A 22483-nucleotide genomic window follows, 5' to 3' on the forward strand; every position below is an offset into this window, starting at 1 on the left:
AAGATGTCCAACTATAAAGAATTGTCCCCTTCCTTGCGGACGATCATGACACCGGGGCCAGTTGAAGTTGACCCAAGAGTTCTGAGGGCATTATCCTTCCCAATTTTGGGGCAGTTTGATCCGGAGTTCACTTCCCTGATGAATGAGACGATGGCTATGCTGCGTGAACTATACATGACAGATAATGAGTGGTGTTATCCGGTGGATGGCACATCCCGCTCAGGGATTGAAGCCGTGTTGGTCAGTCTGATTCAACCGGGGGACAAGGTGTTGGTCCCCATCTATGGACGCTTCGGACATCTGTTGGTTGAAATTTCGGAACGCTGTGGTGCTGAGGTTATCTTTTTTGAAACAGAATGGGGAACGGTATTTGATCCCGAAGAGGTAATCAAGGCGATCCATGCACATAAGCCGAGTTTGGTTGCGATGGTTCACGGCGAGACATCAACCGGGCAAATGCAGCCCCTCGCCGAGATTGGCAAAGCCTGTCGTGAACTCGATATTTTACTTGTCGTCGATGCAGTTGCCACAATCGGCGGTACACCTGTCGAGACGGATGCCTGGTATCTGGATGCGGTGATGGGTGGAACGCAGAAGTGTTTGTCCGTTCCATCCGGGATGGCGCCAATAACGTATAACAGCCGTGTGGAGAAGAAACTGATGAGCCGCAAAACCGTCGAACGAGGGCTCCGGGATGCAACAAGTGCTCGGGCTGAAGGGCGCACGATTGCCAGTAATTATTTTGACCTGAGCCAATTGCAGGACTACTGGAGCTCGGCACGGTTGAACCATCATACGGAGGCCACTTCGATGCTCTACGGTCTTCACGAAGGACTGCGAATTTTGCTTCAGGAAGGTCTGGATGCCCGTTTTCAGAGACATCGGATTAATGAACGAGCGTTGGTTGCGGGGATTCAGGGCATGGGGCTGAAACTGTATGGAGAGATGTCCAGTAAACTTCCAGTGGTCACCTGTATCGAAATACCCGATGGTATGGATGGTGAGTCGGTACGCAACATGCTTCTGAACGATTTCAGTATTGAGATTGCCAGCTCATTTGGACCACTGAAAGGCAAGATTTGGCGTATTGGTACGATGGGATTCAGCTGCCAGCGCAAAAATATACTTCATGTGCTGGGCGCACTGGAAGCTGTACTGTTGCGTCATCGTCACGCCTTGCCAGCAGGCGAGGCCGTGCAGGCAGCGCTGGATGTGTATGCCGGAAAGGAGGGCGTCTTATGTTGAACCAGATGCCGATATCCAGGGAGGTGATGGTTACCTCCCCACATTATTTAGCGAGTGCGGTTGGCAGCGCAATCCTCCAGCAAGGTGGTAACGCTTATGATGCTGCTGTCGCTGTAAGTGCCGCACTGGGTGTAGTCTACCCACACATGACAGGACTTGGCGGAGATGCTTTCTTTCTAATTCACGATGGAGCAAGTGGTGACATAACGGCCTACAACGGTAGCGGTCGTTCAGCAGCAGGCATTCATGCCGACACGTTCAAAGCGATGGGGATGAGCACCATTCCTCAGCGAGGTGTGCTTAGTGCGATTACCGTTCCTGGAATGGTAGATGCATGGTGGGAAGTCTGGTCCCGCTATGGGAAGTTAAAGTGGGAACAGTTGCTTGAACCAGCTGCGCTATATGCGGAAAAGGGATGCCCTGTATCCCGAAATCTGCGCCTGTGGCTGGAACGTGATGAGGATTTCATTATGGGGCATTCACCGCTGCGAGCGGTATTTGCCCCTTTTGGTACACTTTTGCAGGAAGGCGATCTACTCTTGCAGCCTGATCTTGCCTCTTCCATTCGCCTGATTCAGGCAGGTGGACGTGATGTTTTTTATACCGGGGAACTGGCGGAGCAGCTAACTTCGGCTATTCGTGAGGATGGCGGCATGCTCGCTCCAGCGGACTTCGCGGCTCACAAGGGAGAGTGGGTGAAGCCGATCACTACCGATTACCGTGGCTATCAAGTTCACCAGATGCCGCCGAATTCACAGGGCTTCTCGATGCTGATGATGTTGAATATGCTGGAACATATTGATCTTTCTTCCATTGCGCGGACGTCCCCCGAGTTCTATCATCTGATGGCTGAAGTGGTCAAAAAGGCTTTTCGTGAACGTGATCGTTATCTCACAGACCCGGAGTTCAGGGATATTCCGCTGGAAAATCTGTTATCCAAGGTTTATGGAAATGAGTTATGGAACGAGATTCAGTCCGCTCCACCTGCTGTGGCACAGCCTTTTCTGTCCAAAATGATGGGTCAGGATACGGCTTACGCAGCGGTTGTGGACAATGAAGGCAATGCCGTCTCGTTTATTCAGAGCCTGTACTTTGATTTTGGCGCTGCTTATGTGCCTGGGGATACGGGTGTGATCATGCAGAACCGCGGTTCCTTTTTCTCACTTGATCCGAAGGACGCCAACGTATTGGAACCGAATAAACGCTCATTCCACACCCTAATGCCGGGTCTTATCACTCGTAACGGGAAACCTTATATGCTCGTAGGCACGCAAGGTGGTGAGGGCCAACCCCAGACACAGTTATCGATTCTTACGGGTGTGCTGGACTATGGTCTGAACATTCAGGAAGCCATTGGGCTACCGCGTTGGGTGTATGGGCGTACCTGGGGTGAAGAAGGTGACACGCTGAGAGTAGAGAACCGCTATCATGACGACGTATGTGACACGCTTGCCCGATGGGGACATAACGTCGAAGCCAGAGCGCCGTGGGACGGAATTATGGGGCAGTCACAAGGGATTGTCATCCGTGAAGATGGCATGATTAGCGGGGCAGCAGATCCCAGGGGAGATGGCATGGCTATCGGGTGGTAGCGTGATTTATGTAAAGCATCATGCATGGATCCAAAGAAGATCATCTTTAAAATGCAGGATCAGAATAAGTAAATTTACGCAGATAGATACGGATAGGGGAGATTATCATGGGAACGATCCTGCTAAAAGGTGCACAACTCGTCACAATGAATGCAGAAGAGGATGTATTTACGGGAGATTTGCTGATCGAGGACAATAAAATCAAAGAAATTGCAGAGCATATCGATGTTCAGGCAGATCAGGTCATTGATGCTCGAGGCAAAGTGCTGCTTCCAGGTTTTATCCAAACGCATATTCATCTGTGTCAGACCTTGTTCCGCGGACGTGCGGACGATCTGGAGCTGATGGATTGGCTTCGTCAACGCATCTGGCCGCTTGAGGCAGCGCATGATGAAGAGTCTGTCTATTACTCGGCGATGCTCGGCTTGGGCGAATTGATTTCCAGCGGGACAACAACCATTTTGGATATGGAGACCGTGCATCATACCGATTCGGCTTTTCAGGCGATGGCACAGAGCGGCATTCGGGTGATTTCCGGTAAAGTGATGATGGATCACGGGGATGAAGTTCCTGAACCGCTGCGTGAAAATACGGCTACCTCGCTGCAACAAAGTGTCGATTTGCTGGAGAAATGGAATGGATTCGGGGGTGGCCGCATTCAGTATGCATTTTGTCCACGCTTCGTCGTCTCGTGCACCGAAGAATTATTGGTTGAGGTACGTGACCTGTCGAATAAGTACCATGTGAAAGTGCACACCCATGCCTCCGAAAATCGTGGCGAGATCGAACTGGTAGAACACGAACGTGGCATGCGAAACATCGTCTATCTGGATCATATCGGTCTAGCTACCCCAAGACTGGTGCTTGCCCACTGTGTGTGGCTGAGTGAGGAAGAGAAGGAGATTATTCGCAAACGCGGGGTAAAAGTCACCCACTGCCCTGGATCGAATATGAAACTGTCCTCAGGTATAGCGGATATTCCTGATCTGCTGAATCGCCAGATTGCGGTAGGGATTGGTGCCGATGGTGCGCCGTGCAACAACAATCTAGATATGTTCCAGGAAATGCGCCTGACCGCGCTCATTCAAAAGGTGCCTCACGGTCCAACAGTGATGGACGCCCGTACGGTGCTGCGTATGGCGACGATGGGTGGAGCAGAAGTGCTCGGAATGTCCAAGGAAATCGGCAGTCTGGAAGTGGGTAAAAAAGCAGATATGTTGCTGCTGGATCTGGATGATTTTCATACGTACCCTTCCTATGAGACTGATGTGTATTCCCGTGTAGTCTATTCCGCAACTCGCAGCTGTGTAGACACCGTTATTATTGATGGAAGCATCGTGCTCCAAAACCGGAAGATTCAAACGATTGATCGTGGCATTGTGCTTCGTGAATCGGATAAAAGTATTGCAAGATTGATGAAACGCATCTAATCGAACGCAGCCGTATGAAACTCACCCAATGAACTGTCTGAGCAGAAGTTGGACTTTCAATCTTCGCTAAAAAGGTCAAGATTCACTTCTTCGGATTCGGATTCAAATCCCTGAAAGGATGGAGACGCGATGGAAATGCATGATCTGTGTGCAATTGCAGCGCGGGAACCGCGCTGTGTTCTCGCAACAGCGGTTAAGGTAGAAGGTCATGCTTACCGTAAGCAGGGAGTCTCTATGCTTTTGACCGAAGAAGGTGTGATGTATGGCAGTATCAGTCCAGGTTGTCTGGAGAGTGATCTGCAGGCTAGGGTGGACCGTGTGCTGGATACACAACAGTTGGAATTCGTGGAGTATGATATGCGTCCCGAAGATGATTTGTCCTGGGGAGAAACGATTGGCTGCGGCGGGTTAATTATAGTGCTGCTAGAGCCGGTATGTGCTGAACTCAGGTCGATCTTGTCTCACATGCATACGTATTTTCAATCTGGATCAGCTGTGGAGCTAACCCGTTCATTCTACGATCAATACACGCGAATTCATTATGTGATTCAGCTCGCTGAGGATGCGGAAAGCCAGACATCGTTATCCCCTTCTCCAGTTGCCAAGGGAGCTTCTCTAGGTCCAATAAACACATTGATTACAGAGGATACACCGCGACTATCGTTAGTTGTTATTCATTCGTCTGAAGCTGACGCTGTCGCATCTAATTCTGGAGAGAATGATCTTCAGAGGCATGGATTGACTGATATCCCTTTACAGATCTCCGCAAAATATGTGCCCAAACCCCGTCTGATTATCATTGGAGCCGGAAATGATGTAATCCCGGTCGCCCGTTTGGGCAAATCAGCAGGATTTCGTGTGGTTGTAGCGGATTGGCGAGAAACCTTTTGCACCACTGAACGCTTTCCGGGTGTTGAGTTTGTTCGCGGTTTCCCAAGTGAGATCATGCCTGTACTGGATATCCAAAGCGGGGATTATATCGTATTGATGAGTCATCAGTTTCCTAGAGAACGGGAGTTTCTTGAATTACTTGAGGATCGGAATTATGCGTACCTTGGTATTATGGGCTCCAGAACGCGAACAGCACGTTTGCTGAACGATCTCCCTCCACTAAAACAGTTGCATTCACCCGTCGGCTTGACCATTGGTGCCGATGGACCGGAAGAGATCGCAATCAGCATCGCAGCAGAACTTATTGCCTGTAAAAGAGCAGCTGTTGCCGCAGAGCGGCGCAACGTACAGAGGGGGATTGCACATGCGACTGACGGGCATCGTGCTAGCGGCAGGTAAGAGCAGCCGAATGGGGCGGGATAAACTGTCTATCGTCATGCCTGATGGAAGATGTTTGGCCGCATGGACATTGGAAGCTGCCTTGAAATCCGATTTGGAGAAAGTTATCTGTGTGGTCAAACCCGAGGATTCATTAGCGTGGATCCCCTCCATGTGGCTCAATGCAGCATCATATGGTTGTACTCCAGATACGAGGACGAGGCTTCAGATTGCAATCTGTACCGACTATACATACGGTATCGCCATGTCCCTTCACTGTGGCATTCTGTCTGCTATAGCATACAAGCCAGAAGGTGTGATGATAATTTTGGCAGATCAGCCGCTATTGCAGGCACAAGATATTAACAGGGTTGCTGAGGCGTTAGCCGTCAACAAACTGTGTGATTATGCAGCAGCTACGGATGGCGGTGGAGGCAAGCCTCCGGTCGCCTTTCGTGAACATATGCTGGGGCCTCTTTTGTCGCTTAGCGGAGATGAGGGAGCGCGAAAAATCATGCTCAATCCCAAATATGCAGGCAAGCATGTATCTTTGTCTGAATTTAGCTTTTGGGATGCGGATACCGAACCAGAGCTGGAACGTATTTTGGATTATGTGAATGGCATAAGATGAATGAAAATCAAGGCAGAAGGAGCGATTCCTTGTGTATTATTTCTCGCAGTAATGAGGTCAGCCAGACCATCTGGTTGGCCTCTTTATTGTTTTGATCTAATTGGTTATGAAATGGCTTGTGTTAGCTTATCACAGTAAACAATGCATCAGGCACAAATCAAAGAGTCTATTTATACATTTATCCAAAATGATGTGAAGATAATTGACCTTATTGTTGCAGTCCCATATGATTTGAAGAATTATTTGGATCATTCGTTCATATCCAACGTCCCGCAGACAGATTCCAGGTAGAGAAGGGAGATGGAAGGATGGTCATGTCGGCATATGGGTCTGGAGCACAACCAACGGTTTGGCAGCCCGTTAATCTAGATGAGCTTCAAGCTTTAAAGAGTGAACTGTCCGGGAAGTATTGTTTTGCAGCAGGGACCACATTATTACGTACTCAGTGGGAGGGCGGTCTTGTACCTGTACCTGAGCATATGATCAGCCTTGCTCGTATTCCAGATGCAAGCGGCGTATATGTGGATGGAGATGATTTGGTCATTGGAGCACTGACGCGATTAAGTCATTGTGCCACAGACGTTCTTCTACAACAGCTGCCCATTTTGCAATCTGCAATGAACGCTATCGCCGCTCCTTCTATTCGAAATATGGCGACAATTGGCGGAAACATTGTATCGGGAGTAGGAGACTCCATTCCCGCACTCCTTGTCTACGATGCACAGCTGTACTGGTTGACGGACAACGGCATGGAGATGCGCAGTCTTTCGTCCTGGCTGAACGGTGGTCGTGACGGCAGTCGCAACCCGAATGATGTATTAATGAGAATTCATATTCCATTGGAAAATACGCCTTTCCCTGATGTCACCAGCGAGCGGGCATCTGCGACGCGTGAAATTTCATTTTACCGCAAGCTGGGTCGGCGGGAGACCTTTACAGCATCGCTGGTGACGATTGCATTTCACGGAGAAGTGGATGCAGATGGCCGCTGGAATAAAATAGCGATCGCTGCAGGTGGAGGTTCAGGCATGGCCATGCGACTTACGGAGTCGGAAAAGTTGCTTCTTGGCGTGGAGGCTTCTGTTATGCAAGCTTTATCGCTAGCTGCCTCGGCAGCTTCGGAATTCGTGACTTATAGCGATGCATTTGCTACAGAACAGTACCGTAAGCAAACGGCAGGTAATATGCTCGGAGCCGGACTCTGGGAAGCACTTCACTCATAGAAGAAAACCATTTTGGAGAAGCAAAGTGTAAGCCCAACAGCTTCTGAGGGGAGAAAGGGGAGAGAGATCATGCTGTTGAATCGGGATAATAGTGGGAAACGCTGGCATCTGCGGCCAGATGGGGTAGGCAAAGTAACAGGACAGCTTCAATATCTGACAGACATGACGCTGCCCGATATGATCCATGGAAGGGTCCTTCGAAGCTCATACCCCTATGCCCGCATATTGTCTATCGATATAACCGAAGCGGAGGCTATAGAGGGTGTATTTGCCGTACTCACCTCGAAAGATGTGCCCGGTTTGAACCTGTTTGGCATTGCAACTCCGGATCAGCCTGTATTTTGCGAGCATGTCGTTCGTTATGTCGGTGATGCCATTGCCGCAGTTGCTGCGGACTCCCCGGAACGTGCAGCGCTCGCTCTGGATGCCATCCGGGTTGAGTATGAAGAATGGACTCCGCTGGACAGCCCAGAGGCTGCACTGGCACCCGGTGCACCTGAGCTCCATGAACATGGTCCCGGCAATGTGCTGCACCGTACCGAAATCAAACGAGGCAATGTAGATGAGGGCTTTGCTGCATGCGAACATATTGTGAGTGAGACGTATTATACCCCTCGCCAGATGCATGCCTATATGGAGACGGAAGGCGGGTTATTTGTTCCTGATGAAAGTGGGAGACTCCATGTCTACGCGGCGACACAGCATGGTTACAAGGACAGGATGCAGCTTGCCCGAATCATTGGCTGTTCCGAAGAAGATATTCGGGTGGTCTCGTCTCCGATAGGCGGTTCTTTTGGCGGGAAAGATGAGCTGAATGTACAGCCTTATGGGGCACTGCTTGCTTTAAGGTCCGGACATCCTGTGAAAATGCACAATTCACGCAAAGAATCCGTACGTGCAGGATTAAAGCGTCATCCGATGAAAATTGAAATGCAGACCGGAATCAGCCGTGAAGGCATGATCCAGGCTCACCGAGTCCGCATTACCGCAGACACCGGAGCATATGCCACGCTGGGGGCACCCGTCCTGAATTTTTGCACGGAACACTGTCTCGGACCTTATTCTATTCCCAATGTAGATGTGGAGGGTGTCTCGGTATATACGAATAATGGGGTGTCGGGAGAGTTTCGCGGATTTGGCGGAAATCAGGCGATCTTTGCAATGGAGGGTCAGATGGATCGACTCGCCGAGATTATGGATATAGACCCCTGGGAGTTTCGGAGACGCAACATGAGGGAAAAGACCGATCCAGGGCCACTAAATCAACGGATTCTGGTCACGGATGGTCTGTCGCAAGTATGGGAGGCGCTGGATCGTTCGGAGTTATGGCAAAAGCATCAATATCCCTCGGCAGATCTTGCTCTACCTCCCTGGATTAAACGTGGAGTAGGTGCAGCCATCGCGATGCACGGAGCAGGGCTTGGTTATGGCATTCCCGATCCGGCGGGCGGGCGTCTATCTCTGAATGCCGAAGGTAAGATTGAAGTGGCATTCAGCTACGAAGAATTCGGTCAGGGACTTATTGCTACGCTGGAAATGATGCTCTGCGATCTGTTCTACTGCTCAACATCCGATCTAAGCATAATCATTGGGGATACGGATCGAGTGCCACACAGTGGTTCAAGCACCGCTTCGCGTTCAACGACGATGGCCTGGATGGCTCTCCAGCGATTACAGACACCATTCCGCTCCAAAATCTTGTCAGTAGCCTCTGCTTTGTCAGGAATTCCGGCTGCCGAACTGATTACTGGAATTGAGGGAGTATGGCACAAGGGACAGCTTTCTCCAGAAGTTACAGCGAATGAACCGGCGATGAATTCCAGAGTTGTTGTTTCTTACGTTGATCTGGCGAAGCATGGAAAAGAGGAAGAATGGATTTTTGATACTCAATTTGAATATCCGACCACGCCGGACAATGTTGTGGGTGGGCATTATCTATATACGTATGCGGCAGTAGCGGCAGAAGTGGAGGTAAACACGCTAACCGGAGAAGCCAAATTGCTAGATACGAGGCATGTGGTTGCTGCTGGCCCTGTCATCAATCCAATGGGATTCATCGGACAGATCGAAGGCGGAAGTGTAATGGCTCTGGGTTTTACATTGACCGAGGATGCTGTGATGCAAGACAGTCGCTATATGACAACCAATCTGGACACCTACCTGATTCCGACGATTCGCGACATTCACACCAACCTGGAGGTGGAGGCAATTGAAGATCTGCCAGAGGGAGATCCGTTTGGACCACGGGGGATTGGCGAGATTGGTTCGGTGGCGCTTGCTCCGGCCATCACCGCTGCGATTCATCAGGCTACAGGGGTGTGGGTTAATCGTTTGCCGGTTCCGCGCGATCAACTGATCAAACCAATTGGCGTCTTGCTTCAGGAAGGAGTGAGCTCATCATGACTGAACCTTTGGGCAATTTCTGGACAGCCGTTGTGAATGGCGAGGAGAAACAATTGCACATCGCCCAGACAAACCGTCTTGTGGATGTACTGCGCTCGCATTTGAATCTAACGGGAACGAAAGTTTCCTGCGAAGTTGGCCGATGTGGTGCTTGTATGATACTGATGGATGGAGAGCCGGTCAATTCCTGTCTCGTTATGGCTTATCAATGTGTTGGAAGCGAGATAACAACAATAGAAGGGTTGTATGGTGAAGAGGAAGGGAAGTTGCACCCAATTCAGCAGGCTTTTGTGGAAGAAGGCGGCTTCCAATGCGGGTATTGTACACCCGGGATGGTGATTTCCACCAAGGCATTGCTAGATCGCTATCCGCAGCCTAGCCAGGAACAGATCGAAATGGGATTATGCGGTAATCTGTGCCGCTGTACTGGATATGGAGGGATTCTTCGTGCAGTTCGTACCGCAGGAGAAACCTGTTTATCATCATCCATTTTAACAACGGAAGAGAAGAAAGTAATTGACCTGTGATTGAACTACGGAATTAAAGAAGACCGGGCGCTGGAGGGCATATCTCCGCTTCGCTCGGTCTTTATTTCTAACGATTAATATTTGATAATGTACCATCCGCCCCAAGTCGAATAATTCAGACCATTTCCATAATTACGATCAGCTGTTTGTGGATTACGAATCGAATTACCACTGGCATCTCTAAAATCAATAGCAGTTAGCCCACGCTTATGTGACCACCCACCATCAGCATCCTGTCTGTACCAATGATAATCATAATTTGGTGCAATAACAAGTGCTACCTTGTACTCTCTGTATCCAGGAACTTCACTATATGTAGAAGTTCGTAGGGATTTATTTAAATATGGCATGTCAAGCTTAGAGGCACTAATGATGCTCGAAGAAGTTAAACTTGTAAAAACTTTTCCGGCCAGTTCACCTGGTTGTAATTTATGTCCAGAATATGTGGATGTATTCAACATGTATGCATAGCAATTAGCTTTATCCGTCAAATTTTCCCATGCACTTGAAGAATAAGGGTGTTCATATCCACCAGTAGGCATTGTTTCAAGAGCTTGAAGAGTTAATTGATCATTTGAGTTTGTTTTAGAATCAATAGTCTGGTTGTTGTATTGGGTTTCATGAACAGTGACTTCTGTTTTATTCAATAAGGCGAATTCAGCAGGTCGATAATTCACCTGTAATTGTTCTTCTTCTGTTAAACTGTTAAACCAGTTCAACCATTCTTTAGTATCTGGAGCGAAAGAAGCTAATGGGTCTACATTAGGTAACGATAGGAGGGCATTCTCGTTAAAAGATATTAATTCAGCTGGTTTGTAACTTACTTTTAATTGATCTTCTTTAGTGAGTTTGTCAAACCAATTCAACCATGTTTGAGTTTCAGCTGCGGGAGAAGTATCCTTTTTGGAACTGTTTGATTCAGCTAATACAGGTAACGCTAGTGTGAATAACAAGATCATTGCAAATAAAGATGAAACTAATTTTTTCATTGTTACGTCCCCTCCTGAAATTTATTAAATATTTTGATTCCAAATGCGATGTGAAATGTGTTTAACTCAACTGTGCTTATGAATAGAGAACCCCCTCTCGAATAAATTCAAAAAAATGTAATATACGGTAATTATGTTATGGTACAATAGTGATAAAAGCAAGATATTTATTACAAATTATTCCACATAAAGATTTAAGGAGGAAGAATAATGACAAAACTTATTCCTAGAAAACTCAGTTTAGTATTGTTGCTTTTGGTTGCATTTTGTTCAGGATGTCAGGCAAATAGTGATCAGGGGGGGGCGAGTACATCCATTCCCTTAAAAAAACTAAATACTCTCGCAGAGAAAGGAGACAGCCTGACATGGAATGATTTTGCAGCGTACCCTTATGAAGATGAAGGATCGGGATTATATATTCGAAAATACAACATAGAAGGCGGGCACCAATTGATGATTAGCGGTAAAAGTTTGGACAAAAAACCAGACCATATTTATGTGGTGAATAAAGATGGGGAGAAAATCGACCTTTTAAAAGAAAACATCAAAAAAATGAACTTAAAATAACGTAACAATTATTATGTAAGCTTATTATTTTGGATTAACTCATAAGCTGTATCTATATTGCTTGCTAACTATCTCTAACGGACGATAGATAAGGATGATTATTACGAAGGTTTCCTGTCTCGTTATGTCTTATCAATGTGTTGGCAGTGAAATAACAACAATTGAAGGGATACATGGTGAAGAGTAAGGGAAGTTGCATCCAATTCAGCGGCTTTTGTGGAAGAAGGCGGCTTCCAATACGGATATTGTGGAGGAATACTACGAGCGGTAAACAAGGTGATTGATGAGCACGATAGGAGGGGTTCTACCCAATGATCCTGGAAGTAGTGAGGTCCGAGCTTTCTCTGAATTTCAATATCATAAAAGTTTTTATAGACCAACCTATACTCTGCGGGTTGGTCTTTGTTGTTTAATGAAAACATACGATCATGGGTCAACTTGAGCACAAGGAGGGCTTGTTAATCAGTATGCTTTTCAATTGTCCATATGTTACTTATAATAGATGTCCAATGAAGATGAGTGTAATTAGTATTACACACAAGGAGGTGTGTTCTTGAACAAATCGGATCGTATGCTGGCTATCGTACTTGAGCTGCAGCGGGGGAAGGTTCAACGTGCGGAAGATTTAGCCCTCTTGTTTGAAACAAGTGTCCGAACCATATACAGAGACATTCAGGCGTTATGTGAGGCAGGAGTTCCTGTGGTGGGAGAACCCGGAGTAGGATATTCACTTATGGAAGGATACTTTTTGCCTCCGATCAGCTTCACAGCTGAAGAAGCGGTTACACTTCTAATCGGACTTGATTTTGTTGAACAGCGCTTCGATAACTACTACAAAAGTACATCCTTTACGTCCCGTTCGAAAATTGAAGCAATCCTGCCTGTGCCTCTTCGGGAAGAGGTGGGACAGATACAACAGGGTATCCGTTTACTTCGTTCACCGGACAGTGATACACACGAGCGAGAGATCGAACATATGGGAATCATCCGAAAGGCAATGCAGCATAAACTCAAAATCCGGTTTCATTACCATAAGCCTGGAACGGTTAATGAAACCGTACAAAAGACCGTTCGTATGTCGTCCCCTTACGGGATGCTTTGGATGCAAGGCTCATGGATGCTGATTGCCCGATGTGATTTGCGACAGGAGATTCGTCATTTTCGTATATCCCGCATGAGTGATCTGGAGATTAGCACAGACCCATTCGATCTTCCTCCAGGTTTTAATATTCACAGCTACTCACCACCTGACAACCGTGATGTGCATGTCCGTGTTTGGTTTCATGGTCGAATTGCAGATAGAGTGATTGAAGCGAATAATTACTACATGGAGAAAGCAGAACTGCAAACAGATGGATTATACGCAGATTTTCGTGTAAGGCATCCAGAAGACGTACTGCATTGGATACTTGGATGGGGAGCCTCGGCTCTGGTCTTGGAGCCCGAATCATTAAGAATTCGAATTCGCGAGGAAGCAAGCAATCTCCTTAAACACTACTGACATAACGCTGTCAGTAGTGTTTGTGTATGATCGGTTTATAACCGATTGAAGGAGCTGTGTATTTGTATGGAAACGATAATAACAAGGAACAACGATGAGATTCGACGTGATTTTGAACTGACGCTGGAACGTTATTTGCAGGAACTGGAGCTGATGAGCGATGCTCAGTTAAGCTACAAACCCAGTGAGACTGAGTGGTCGATGGGCCAGATGTACCAGCATTTAATTCAGTCTGCGATGAAAATGCATTTAGCCAATGTTCAACTTTGTATAAGCGCAGACGAGGACTCGGGCAAGAAGAGAAACCAGGGCAAAACAGAAACAGGTGAAGCTGTTTTTGCGCAAGCAAGTTTTCCTCCGATACGTATCCACGTTCCTGCTTCTCCTGAGTATACTCCACTACAACCGGATGGAAGAGAATCAATAATTCAAGGATTTAATGAGGTAAGGGATGAAATGCGGAGAATGGAAGTGCTGTTGGAAGAAACAACACAGGAATGTACGTTGGCACATCCAAGCTTCGGTGGTTTGAATGCAGAGGAATGGTTTGCATTGGTCGAGATGCATTATCGTCATCATTTCTTGCAGCTTGAGCGTCTGAAGAAGGCATGGGAAGAACAGGTGCAGAGATGAATGAACAGGAAAAGGAAAAGCATGATTTGATGGCTACCAGCAAAGGAATTATGCAGATTCATACGAGTGAACTCCTGGCTTCTCAGTTAGAAGTTGAGGCTGAATCTGAAAAAGGAAACCGATACTGGATCGGCGTTGTGTCTGCATCACATGTGGGAAAAGGGGTGGAAGGGGGCTTCGCCCAGCTCTGTCACGGCAAGGTAGCTTCTCTGCGCAAAATGAATGCAGGAGACTGGCTGATCTATTATTCGCCGCGAACAAGCATGCAAGGAGGCAAGGTACTTCAAGCATTCACCGCCATAGGGCGCATAATAGACGATCAGGTATACACGTACCATGTGTCAGATTCCTTTGTACCGTATCGGAGGAATGTTCAGTATTATCCTTGTCAGCAGGTGAAGATCGCTGATCTGCTGGACCAACTGATCCTTACTCGGGGACAGACACGTTGGGGATATCATTTTAGATATGGTCATTTGCAGATTCAAAAAGAGGATTTTCTGAAAATTGCACTTGCCATGTTGGGGGCTGAGGCAGAAACCTGCTAACCTACATAGTTTGAGCAAAGAGTCAGATCTTATTTATGTGACACAAAGCTGAGGAAAAAATAGACCTTTTGAGGGGAAATAAAAATAATCGAATTTTCAATAACGTAATAATTATTATGTAAACTTATTATTTTCGATGACCTCCATAAGCTGTATCTATATTGCTAACCATGTTTAAGGGGCGGATACAGCTGGATTTAGGTCAATTTCCAGTTCAAATCTTTGAATAAAAAACCTCATTTAAATGGTCTTCAATATTGTTCCTTTAAGAGTACAGGACGGTTGTAGGGGTCTTATTATAAATCGTTTTCGAAGAACTTGAGAACGGATGAGATTCCTCTCTATAATTGCAACTTATATGTTCATAAACCGTTGTTATACAAATTTTAACTCTGATTTATTCCTGAGAAACACTCAACGCAATGAATATAGAATATCGAAAAATATAAGATGAAATATACTGCTTCAAACCAGATATAATACGGTGGATAAGACTCGTAAAATGGCATGTTCAAAGCTGTGTAAATGTGTTCATTTATCGATGAGGGACAGAATGGGGTGATTTCTCAAAATCGGGTTATTACTCCCGTTTTAGATCAATTTCATATGGATTTGCGATGGATTTAGTACCGCTTTCAATGTATGCTTTTGGAAACTGGAAAGGAAGTGGGAAAAATGGAACGCGAACTGGCGTTGGAAATTGTCCGAGTAACAGAATTGGCTGCGTTAGCTTCAGCACCCTGGATGGGGCGGGGCGACAAGAATAGTGCAGATGAGGCGGCTACTTTGGCTATGCGCGCCATGTTCGATTCCGTGTCTATTCGCGGCACGGTGGTAATCGGTGAAGGAGAAATGGATGAAGCACCCATGTTGTATATCGGCGAGGAAGTCGGCAACGCTGAGGGCCCCGAGGTTGATGTGGCTGTAGATCCTTTGGAAGGTACAGAGATCGTAGCCAAGGGCCTGAACAACGCTTTATCGGTTATTGCAGTGGCGGGAAAAGGCAACCTGCTCCACGCACCGGATATGTACATGGAGAAGCTGGCTGTAGGGCCTGCTCTGGTGGGCAAGGTCAGTATCGAAGATCCGGTTGAGGTGACATTGGAGAAAGCCGCTGAAGCATTGAACAAAAACATCTCAGATCTGACAGTCATGATTCTGGACCGTGTACGACATGAAAGTACGATCAAGACATTGCGCAAGGTTGGTGTGCGGATCAAGTTCCTCAGCGATGGTGATGTTGCAGGCGCGATGGCACCTGCGTTCCCAGAGGCGGGTATTGATCTGTATGTCGGATCAGGCGGGGCACCAGAAGGTGTGCTTGCTGCAGCTGCCTTGTCCTGCCTGGGAGGCGAGATTCAAGGTCGCCTGATGCCTGCGAACGCAGACGAATTCCAGCGCTGCTTGCAAATGGGGATCGATAATCCCTACAAAGTATTAACGATGCAGGATATGATCGGTACGGAAGATGTTATTTTTGCAGCAACAGGTGTTACTCCGGGTGAGATTCTTGGTGGTGTACGTTACCTCGCGGATGATCGGGCAGAGACCGATTCCATCGTCATGCGTGCCAAAACCAAAACGATTCGTTTCATCCGTTCTCAGCATTTCCTTCCGAATAAGGAAGTGTTGCACAAAGTGCGGCAGCTTCAATCTACACCTGAGCCTTTAGATCGCATTCAAAGTCACGTCACTATTATGGAACAGGCTGAGTTCAGTCAATCATCTGTTGGTAACGGTGTGACGACCTGATATAGGTCTGCACTGTAGTTGGTCTGCCCCAACATGAATCCGTGTGAAAGCGAGTGAAGAAGAAGGTTATATAGGACAAGTTACAAGAAAATATAGTAAGCAAGAGGTGGGGAATTTGTTTACACAAATCCTCATCTTTTTTTGTGTTAAAAGCATTGACAACGGTTACAACACATGAGAAGATGTACGCGCGTACATAATTATTTGATACATTGCATCGTTTTGGCAGGTGTTCAGGAAACATGAAGGAGGTGAGATCCATGGCATCCCGTAAAGAAGTGGCTGATCTTGCCGGTGTTTCGGAAGCTACAGTATCCCGAGTTCTTAATGGCGTTGGTCCTATTAAAGAGGAAACCCGCCGTAAGGTTATTGAAGCTTCCGAGCAGTTGGGTTACGTCCCCAGCGCACTGGCCCGCAGCTTTGCGAGAAGTAAAAGCGGTAACCTTGGCGTGGTGTTGCCCTACGTCCCGAAAGCACACTTGTTCTCGGCGTATTTCTTCTCGGAAATGCTGAGTGGCATTGGGAGCAAAGCCAGGGACAACGGCATGGACCTGCTGGTCATGTTCAGGACACCGGGTGAAGTGATGAATTATACGGATCTGTTCCGCCGTCAGAAAGTGGATGCTTGCATTATTCTCGGCGCACGAGATGATCATGGGGAACTGGCAGCCATGCAGAGGCTTCAGCAGGAAGGACATCCCTTTTGCATTATGAGCCAGCACTTTGCAGGTGAATCATTCATGGAAGTGGATGCCGATCATGTGGAGGGCAGCAGGCTGGCAATCCGTCACCTTACCGATCAGGGCTACCGGAATATCGCCTTTCTTAATGGTCCGGATAGTTATTCCAACAGTCAGGAGCGGCTTCAGGGCGTTCATATCGGACTGAATGAGGCCGGAATGAATATAAATTCCAGTCTGTTGCTGGAGGGGAACTATGGCAGACGAAGCGGGGTGGAGGCAGCTGCCACCATTGCAGCCCGGCTTAACGAGATTGACGCTGTATTTGCTGCGAATGACCGGATGGCAATCGGTGTTATGCATGGTTTGCGTGAGCGTGGGATCAAGGTTCAGGATTTCCCTGCGTTTGTAGGTTATGATGACTCCGATGCGGCCGAGATGGCGGTTCCGCCGCTGAGCAGCGTCAGGGTTCCCTTTTATGAAATGGGAGAACTGGCCGCATCCAAACTTATTCACGGATCACTGGGAGCAACAGCTTCATCAGTGAATTCCGAAGTTCCCTCAGAAACAGCAAGGCAGTTGTTGCCTACAGAGCTGATCATCCGTGCCTCTTCAATCCGTAATTAATACATTGCTAGTTATATTCCAAAGGAGGAAGTGACCATGTCAAAGCGTCTTCGTGTCGGAATGGTTGGATACAAATTTATGGGGAAAGCCCACAGCAACGCTTATCGCAGTCTGCCGATGTTTTTCCCGTCTGCCCCGCTGCAGCCGGAGATGTCTGTAATCTGTGGACGGAACGAGCAGGGAGTTCAGGAGGCTGCCAGTCAGTTCGGCTGGTCTGAAAGTATAACGGACTGGCGCGAGCTGGTGCGGCGTGATGATATCGATCTGATCGATATTAACGCTCCAAGTGATGCCCATAAGGAAATCGCACTGGAAGCCGCTCGTCAGGGTAAACATCTGTTCTGTGAAAAGCCGCTGGCTTTGTCGCTAGCTGATTCGCGTGAAATGCTCCAGGCTGCTGAAGAAGCAGGAGTTGCGCACATGGTCGGATTCAACTACCGTTTCTCTCCAGCGGTGCAGCTGGCTAAAGAGTTGGTGCAAAGCGGACGCCTAGGCAAAATCTATCATTTCCGTGCGTTTTTCCTTCAGGATTGGATCATGGACCCTTCGTTCCCGCTGGTATGGCGTCTGCAAAAGGAAGTAGCCGGTTCCGGCTCACATGGCGATCTCGGCGCACACCTAATTGATCTTGCACGTTTCCTGGTGGGTGAATTCAAGGAAGTAATCGGGATGAGCGAAACGTTCATTAAAGAGCGGCCGCTGGCTTCGGAAATGACCGGACTTAGTGCCAAAGGCAGTTCGAACGCAGATGCTCCGAAGGGCGAAGTAACGGTAGATGATGCCACGTTGTTCCTCGCACGGTTTGCAGATGGTGCACTAGGAAGCTTCGAAGCTACGCGCTTTGCAGCAGGTCATCGCAGTACCAACTCGTTTGAAATCAATGGCAGTCTCGGTAGCGTCCGGTTTGATTTTGAACGGATGAATGAACTGGAAGTGTATTTTACGAAGGACGATGAAGATGTGCAGGGCTTCCGCCGTGTTCTGGCGACTGATCCGGCACACAAATATGCTGAGGCGTGGTGGCCTGCGGGACATACGATTGGATTCGAGCACACGTTCACACATGAAATGCTGGAACTGGTGACCGCGATTTCCGAAGGACGGCAGCCTGAACCAAGTTTCCACGATGGGGTTGCCTGTCAAGCGGTATTAGAAGCTGTTGAACGTTCCGTTACAGAGCGTCGCTGGGTGTCGCTAGAAGAAATGTAAGCATTAAACCACTGAATTGTGAAGTGGACATCATGTTGGCACTCATTTGAAATAAATAAGCTAGATTTAAGCTAGGATGTTGACCTCGGAGAGGTCTTGAGTTTGCATAAGGTCCGATAGAGAATGACAATAACTTAACTTCCGGAAAGCGAGTGATGGGTGATGAGCAAAGCACTAATCGTATGGGGCGGCTGGGATGGACATGAACCAGAGCAGGTAGCAGCGATTTTTGAACGCATTTTGAAGGAAGAACAATTCGAGGTTGAAGTCTCTGATACACTGGAAGCTTATGCGGATGCAGAGAAACTGCTGGGTCTGGATCTGATCGTTCCGCTGTGGACAATGGGACAGATTGAACAGGAACTGGTCAATAACGTATCTGCGGCTGTTCAGAGCGGCGTGGGTCTTGCGGGTCTTCACGGCGGGATGTGTGATGCGTTCCGTAACAACGTCGACTGGCAGTTCATGACGGGTGGGCAGTGGGTTGCGCATCCAGGGAACGACGGCGTAGAGTACACGGTAAACATGAAACGTGGTTCCAGTCCGCTATTGGATCATATTGAAGATTTCCAGGTGAAAAGTGAACAGTATTACCTGCACGTGGACCCTGCTGTGGAAGTGCTGGCAACGACACGCTTCCCAATTGTTAACGGTCCGCATGCAGCGAATGGCCCAGTAGATATGCCAGTCGTTTGGACCAAACGCTGGGGTGCAGGCCGTGTGTTCTACAACTCGCTCGGACACCATGCAGATATCGTGGAGATGAAACAAGTTACTGAGATGATGCGTAGTGGTTTCAAATGGACTGCCGCAGGCAAAGCACTTGCGCAAAGCCGCAAGGACGCAGTGGCTGAAGTTTACACAGGAATGGCTGATAACCAAAATCACTAATTTAATTTAAACCTAATTCATATCCGTTGAGATAAATATATTGACCCACATAATAGCGGTCTTAAGTTGTTTTGGAAGCGCTATATCAATTGGGAACACGAAGGGAGTCCACGCATGAAAACAATGAAAGTAGGCATTATTGGCTGCGGTAAAATCAGTGGTATTTATATGGAGAACTGTCACCGATTTGAGGTGCTTGATCTTGTAGCGGTTGCAGATCTAGATCGGAACAGGGCAGAGGAGCAGGCGGCTGCTTATCATGTTCCTAACGTATACACGGTAGATGAAATTTTGGCAGACCCTGAGATCGACTTGATTATCAATCTGACAATCCCTGCCGTTCATGCGGATGTATGCTTGAGAGCGCTCGAAGCAGGCAAACATGTCTACGTGGAAAAACCACTCGCAGTCACACGTGAAGAGGGTCAGGCGGTCCTGGAAACGGCTAAGCGCAAAGGGCTGCTGGTAGGCTGTGCGCCAGAGACGTTCTTTGGTTCAGGCATTCAGACGGCACTCAAAGTGGTAGAGGATGGTGTCATTGGCAAACCTGTGGCCGCTACCGCATTCATGATGAGCCGTGGGCATGAGCATTGGCATCCAGATCCGGAGTTCTACTATGCAGCCGGTGGCGGGCCGATGTTTGATATGGGGCCCTATTACCTGACTGCGCTCGTACAATTGCTGGGACCAATCAAGTCCATTGCTGGCATGACGGGCAAAGCGATGGAACAGCGGACGATCACGAGTGAGAAAAAGCGGGGTCAGAGCATCCCTGTTGAAATTCCGACGCATGTAGCCGGATTGTTGCAATTTGAGCAGGGAGCTATCGGCACGCTGATTACGAGTTTTGACGTATTTGGCGGAAGTGTGTTGCCACCGATTGAAGTATACGGCACGCATGGAACACTACAGGTTCCTGATCCAAACACATTCGGTGGTCCAGTTCGTTACCGCTTGCTAGGTGATGAGGAATGGACTGAGGTACCGCTTCTGCCAGGATATCAGGAAAATACACGTGGCATCGGTGTTGCAGATATGGCTTATGCCGTGGGCAGCGGACGTGCTCATAGAGCAAGTGGAGAGCTGGCCTACCATGTGCTTGAAGCGATGTGGGCGTTCCATGATTCTTCGGATGAGCAGACTTTTTATAAAATGGATAGCACATGTCAGCGCCCAGCTGCACTGCCGGCAGATCTTCCATTATACACACTTGATCAATAATCGATTAAGTTAGAAGTATAGCCCTGACTCCCGATACGTGGGAAGCAGGGCTATTTTCAATTTATATCAAGCATGATTAGGGTTCGAATCCTGCCTGGCTAATCCATATTTCATGTTCCTCAAAATGCGCCTTCATTCGCTCGACTACCATTTTGTATGCCTCAGGACTGAACCAATCTTCCTTGCCCACTTGTTCGTAAAGTGGCTTCATGCCAAGTCTCCGGGTTCGCTTGCCCTCACTGCCATCTCCCATAAAGTAATCATCAATGCATATACGATCAACAAGCGGCCTCAGAATGGCTGCAAAGCTTTCGCTGCTGGGCAATACTGGCGCAATAGCAGCTTGTGTGGGGATACCGGCATCTTGCAGTTGTTCCAGGGCACGCAATCTGCCCGCGATTGGCGGAGCTGAAGGACTGAACTGCTTGCGGATATCATCCAGATCCGTTTCCACGGTCATGCTAACCCGGACCCGGTCACCCAACTTTTTCAGCAGATCGATATCTCGGGTCACCAATGGGCTTCGGGTTTGAACCAATATAAAATCGGGTTGATGCTCAGCCATGACTTCTAGCAAAGACCGCGTGATTTGCTCCTTATATTCAACGGGCTGATACGGGTCTGTACTAGATGACATAAAAATAGTGACTTTACCTTTCGATTTCGCACGCTTCAGCTCCTTGGCAAACATATTGGCGGCTTCCTGTTTCACATCAACCCAGCTGCCCCATGGCTCTTTGCGAAATAAAGATACGGGCATTTGCCTTACATAACAGTAGGAACAGCCAAAAGCGCAGCCTGTGTATGGATTCAGCGTATGCGTATAACCATTAAGGAACCCGGTTCCTTTGTTCAGCAACGTTTTGGGTACTTTGTATACTAAGCTGGTCTTCATAATTGATCACGCCTTTGTTCACGATAATTGGCAGGTGTGCATCCTGTATGTTTTCGAAATACTGTAATAAAATACGCCGGATTGGCTATGCCAACCTGTCGACCGATATCTGTGACGGTAAGCCGGGTGCTTTCAAGCAATTTCCGGGCTTCGGTGACTCGTTTTTCCTGAATATACTCCACCGGAGTTAGGCCGGTAATCCGTTTGAACACCCGATGCAGATGATACGGACTACCGTGACTCACATTTGCTAGAATATCAAGTGTAAGGGGCTCGGCATAATGATGTTCAATATAGTCTGTTACAACGGAAATCCATTCCTGATCGGGAACTCGCTCGCCCGTTGGCTTGCACCGTTTGCATGGACGGAAATGTCGCGCCAAAGCTTCTTCAGGATTGTTAAATATAGAGACATTCTCATATTTGGGTGCTTTCGACTTGCAGGAAGGTCGGCAAAAGATGCCTGTTGTTTTGACACCGTAATAGAATTTTCCATCAAAGCTGCTATCGTTGTGGATAATGGCATTCCACTGTTTGTCATCTATAGGAACTGAATCTGATTGATAGGAATTGTGACTTTCCAAAAGAATCACCTCAAGTCTCATTATACCCCTGATTTATGGGAATCGACGAAGTTTCAAACAAAAAAG

Annotated in this window: 20 protein-coding genes; 17 read left to right on the top strand and 3 right to left on the bottom strand. The window is 47.8% G+C overall.

Annotated features, from left to right (window positions below; all coding sequences use genetic code 11):
* Window positions 1–3 precede the first annotated feature (3 nt).
* From PTQ21_RS21080 to PTQ21_RS21115, 8 genes are all read left to right on the top strand, one after another.
* Complete coding sequence (locus PTQ21_RS21080) at window positions 4–1245, top strand: pyridoxal-phosphate-dependent aminotransferase family protein (RefSeq protein ID WP_274567021.1); 1242 nt, start codon at window positions 4–6, stop codon at window positions 1243–1245.
* Window positions 1239–2837, top strand: a complete 1599-nt coding sequence (gene ggt / locus PTQ21_RS21085; protein ID WP_274567022.1) for a gamma-glutamyltransferase — start codon at window positions 1239–1241, stop codon at window positions 2835–2837. Before PTQ21_RS21080 ends, ggt begins: the two co-directional genes overlap by 7 nt.
* Before the next feature lie 107 nt (window positions 2838–2944).
* Window positions 2945–4267, top strand: coding sequence for a 5'-deoxyadenosine deaminase (locus PTQ21_RS21090; RefSeq protein WP_090806403.1), 1323 nt, complete (start codon window positions 2945–2947; stop codon window positions 4265–4267).
* Between the two features lie 129 nt (window positions 4268–4396).
* Window positions 4397–5557 (top strand): XdhC family protein, encoded by a 1161-nt coding sequence (locus PTQ21_RS21095; RefSeq protein ID WP_274567024.1) that lies wholly within the window; start codon window positions 4397–4399, stop codon window positions 5555–5557.
* The gene (locus PTQ21_RS21100; RefSeq protein ID WP_274567025.1) at window positions 5523–6167 is read left to right on the top strand and encodes a nucleotidyltransferase family protein; all 645 of its coding nucleotides are present in this window, start codon (window positions 5523–5525) and stop codon (window positions 6165–6167) included. Before PTQ21_RS21095 ends, PTQ21_RS21100 begins: the two co-directional genes overlap by 35 nt.
* A gap of 308 nt (window positions 6168–6475) precedes the next feature.
* Entirely contained in the window at window positions 6476–7390 is a 915-nt protein-coding gene (locus tag PTQ21_RS21105; RefSeq protein WP_274567026.1) for an FAD binding domain-containing protein, read from the top strand.
* Between the two features lie 69 nt (window positions 7391–7459).
* Window positions 7460–9793, top strand: coding sequence for a xanthine dehydrogenase subunit D (gene pucD / locus PTQ21_RS21110; protein WP_274567027.1), 2334 nt, complete (start codon window positions 7460–7462; stop codon window positions 9791–9793).
* Complete coding sequence (locus tag PTQ21_RS21115; protein ID WP_274567028.1) at window positions 9790–10320, top strand: (2Fe-2S)-binding protein; 531 nt, start codon at window positions 9790–9792, stop codon at window positions 10318–10320. The genes pucD and PTQ21_RS21115 overlap by 4 nt, the downstream gene beginning before the upstream one ends.
* A 74-nt stretch (window positions 10321–10394) precedes the next feature.
* Here the strand turns inward: PTQ21_RS21115 and PTQ21_RS21120 are convergent, their stop codons facing one another.
* The gene (locus PTQ21_RS21120; protein WP_072732913.1) at window positions 10395–11309 is read right to left on the bottom strand and encodes a hypothetical protein; all 915 of its coding nucleotides are present in this window, start codon (window positions 11307–11309) and stop codon (window positions 10395–10397) included.
* A 210-nt stretch (window positions 11310–11519) separates the two neighbouring features.
* Between PTQ21_RS21120 and PTQ21_RS21125 the strand changes: the two genes are divergently transcribed.
* The 9 genes from PTQ21_RS21125 to PTQ21_RS21165 all read left to right on the top strand — a co-directional run bounded on the left by PTQ21_RS21125 (window position 11520) and on the right by PTQ21_RS21165 (window position 20938).
* Window positions 11520–11876, top strand: a complete 357-nt coding sequence (locus PTQ21_RS21125; protein ID WP_274567029.1) for a hypothetical protein — start codon at window positions 11520–11522, stop codon at window positions 11874–11876.
* A 553-nt stretch (window positions 11877–12429) separates the two neighbouring features.
* On the top strand, window positions 12430–13377 hold the full coding sequence (locus tag PTQ21_RS21130) for a helix-turn-helix transcriptional regulator (RefSeq protein WP_090950026.1): 948 nt from the start codon (window positions 12430–12432) through the stop codon (window positions 13375–13377).
* Between the two features lie 66 nt (window positions 13378–13443).
* Window positions 13444–14010 (top strand): DinB family protein, encoded by a 567-nt coding sequence (locus PTQ21_RS21135; RefSeq protein ID WP_090950027.1) that lies wholly within the window; start codon window positions 13444–13446, stop codon window positions 14008–14010.
* Window positions 14007–14558 carry an EVE domain-containing protein gene (locus PTQ21_RS21140; protein WP_371121375.1) on the top strand — a complete coding sequence of 184 codons (552 nt, stop codon included), beginning with the start codon at window positions 14007–14009 and terminating at the stop codon, window positions 14556–14558. The genes PTQ21_RS21135 and PTQ21_RS21140 overlap by 4 nt, the downstream gene beginning before the upstream one ends.
* A gap of 675 nt (window positions 14559–15233) precedes the next feature.
* Window positions 15234–16310, top strand: a complete 1077-nt coding sequence (gene glpX, locus PTQ21_RS21145; RefSeq protein WP_274570542.1) for a class II fructose-bisphosphatase — start codon at window positions 15234–15236, stop codon at window positions 16308–16310.
* A 260-nt stretch (window positions 16311–16570) separates the two neighbouring features.
* Window positions 16571–17617 (top strand): LacI family DNA-binding transcriptional regulator, encoded by a 1047-nt coding sequence (locus PTQ21_RS21150; protein ID WP_274567030.1) that lies wholly within the window; start codon window positions 16571–16573, stop codon window positions 17615–17617.
* Between the two features lie 36 nt (window positions 17618–17653).
* Window positions 17654–18826, top strand: a complete 1173-nt coding sequence (locus tag PTQ21_RS21155) for a Gfo/Idh/MocA family protein (RefSeq protein WP_063563916.1) — start codon at window positions 17654–17656, stop codon at window positions 18824–18826.
* A 162-nt stretch (window positions 18827–18988) separates the two neighbouring features.
* Window positions 18989–19717 carry a ThuA domain-containing protein gene (locus PTQ21_RS21160; protein WP_063563915.1) on the top strand — a complete coding sequence of 243 codons (729 nt, stop codon included), beginning with the start codon at window positions 18989–18991 and terminating at the stop codon, window positions 19715–19717.
* Between the two features lie 114 nt (window positions 19718–19831).
* Window positions 19832–20938, top strand: coding sequence for a Gfo/Idh/MocA family protein (locus tag PTQ21_RS21165; protein WP_072732920.1), 1107 nt, complete (start codon window positions 19832–19834; stop codon window positions 20936–20938).
* A gap of 76 nt (window positions 20939–21014) precedes the next feature.
* On the opposite strand, the gene PTQ21_RS21170 is transcribed toward PTQ21_RS21165, so the two are convergent.
* Together PTQ21_RS21170 and PTQ21_RS21175 are read right to left on the bottom strand one after the other, a co-directional pair.
* On the bottom strand, window positions 21015–21833 hold the full coding sequence (locus tag PTQ21_RS21170) for an SPL family radical SAM protein (protein WP_274567031.1): 819 nt from the start codon (window positions 21831–21833) through the stop codon (window positions 21015–21017).
* Window positions 21830–22426 (bottom strand): bifunctional transcriptional activator/DNA repair enzyme AdaA, encoded by a 597-nt coding sequence (locus PTQ21_RS21175; RefSeq protein ID WP_306291816.1) that lies wholly within the window; start codon window positions 22424–22426, stop codon window positions 21830–21832. Before PTQ21_RS21175 ends, PTQ21_RS21170 begins: the two co-directional genes overlap by 4 nt.
* Window positions 22427–22483: the final 57 nt, after the last annotated feature.

The organism is Paenibacillus marchantiae, from assembly GCF_028771845.1.
Lineage (GTDB): Bacteria > Bacillota > Bacilli > Paenibacillales > Paenibacillaceae > Paenibacillus > Paenibacillus marchantiae.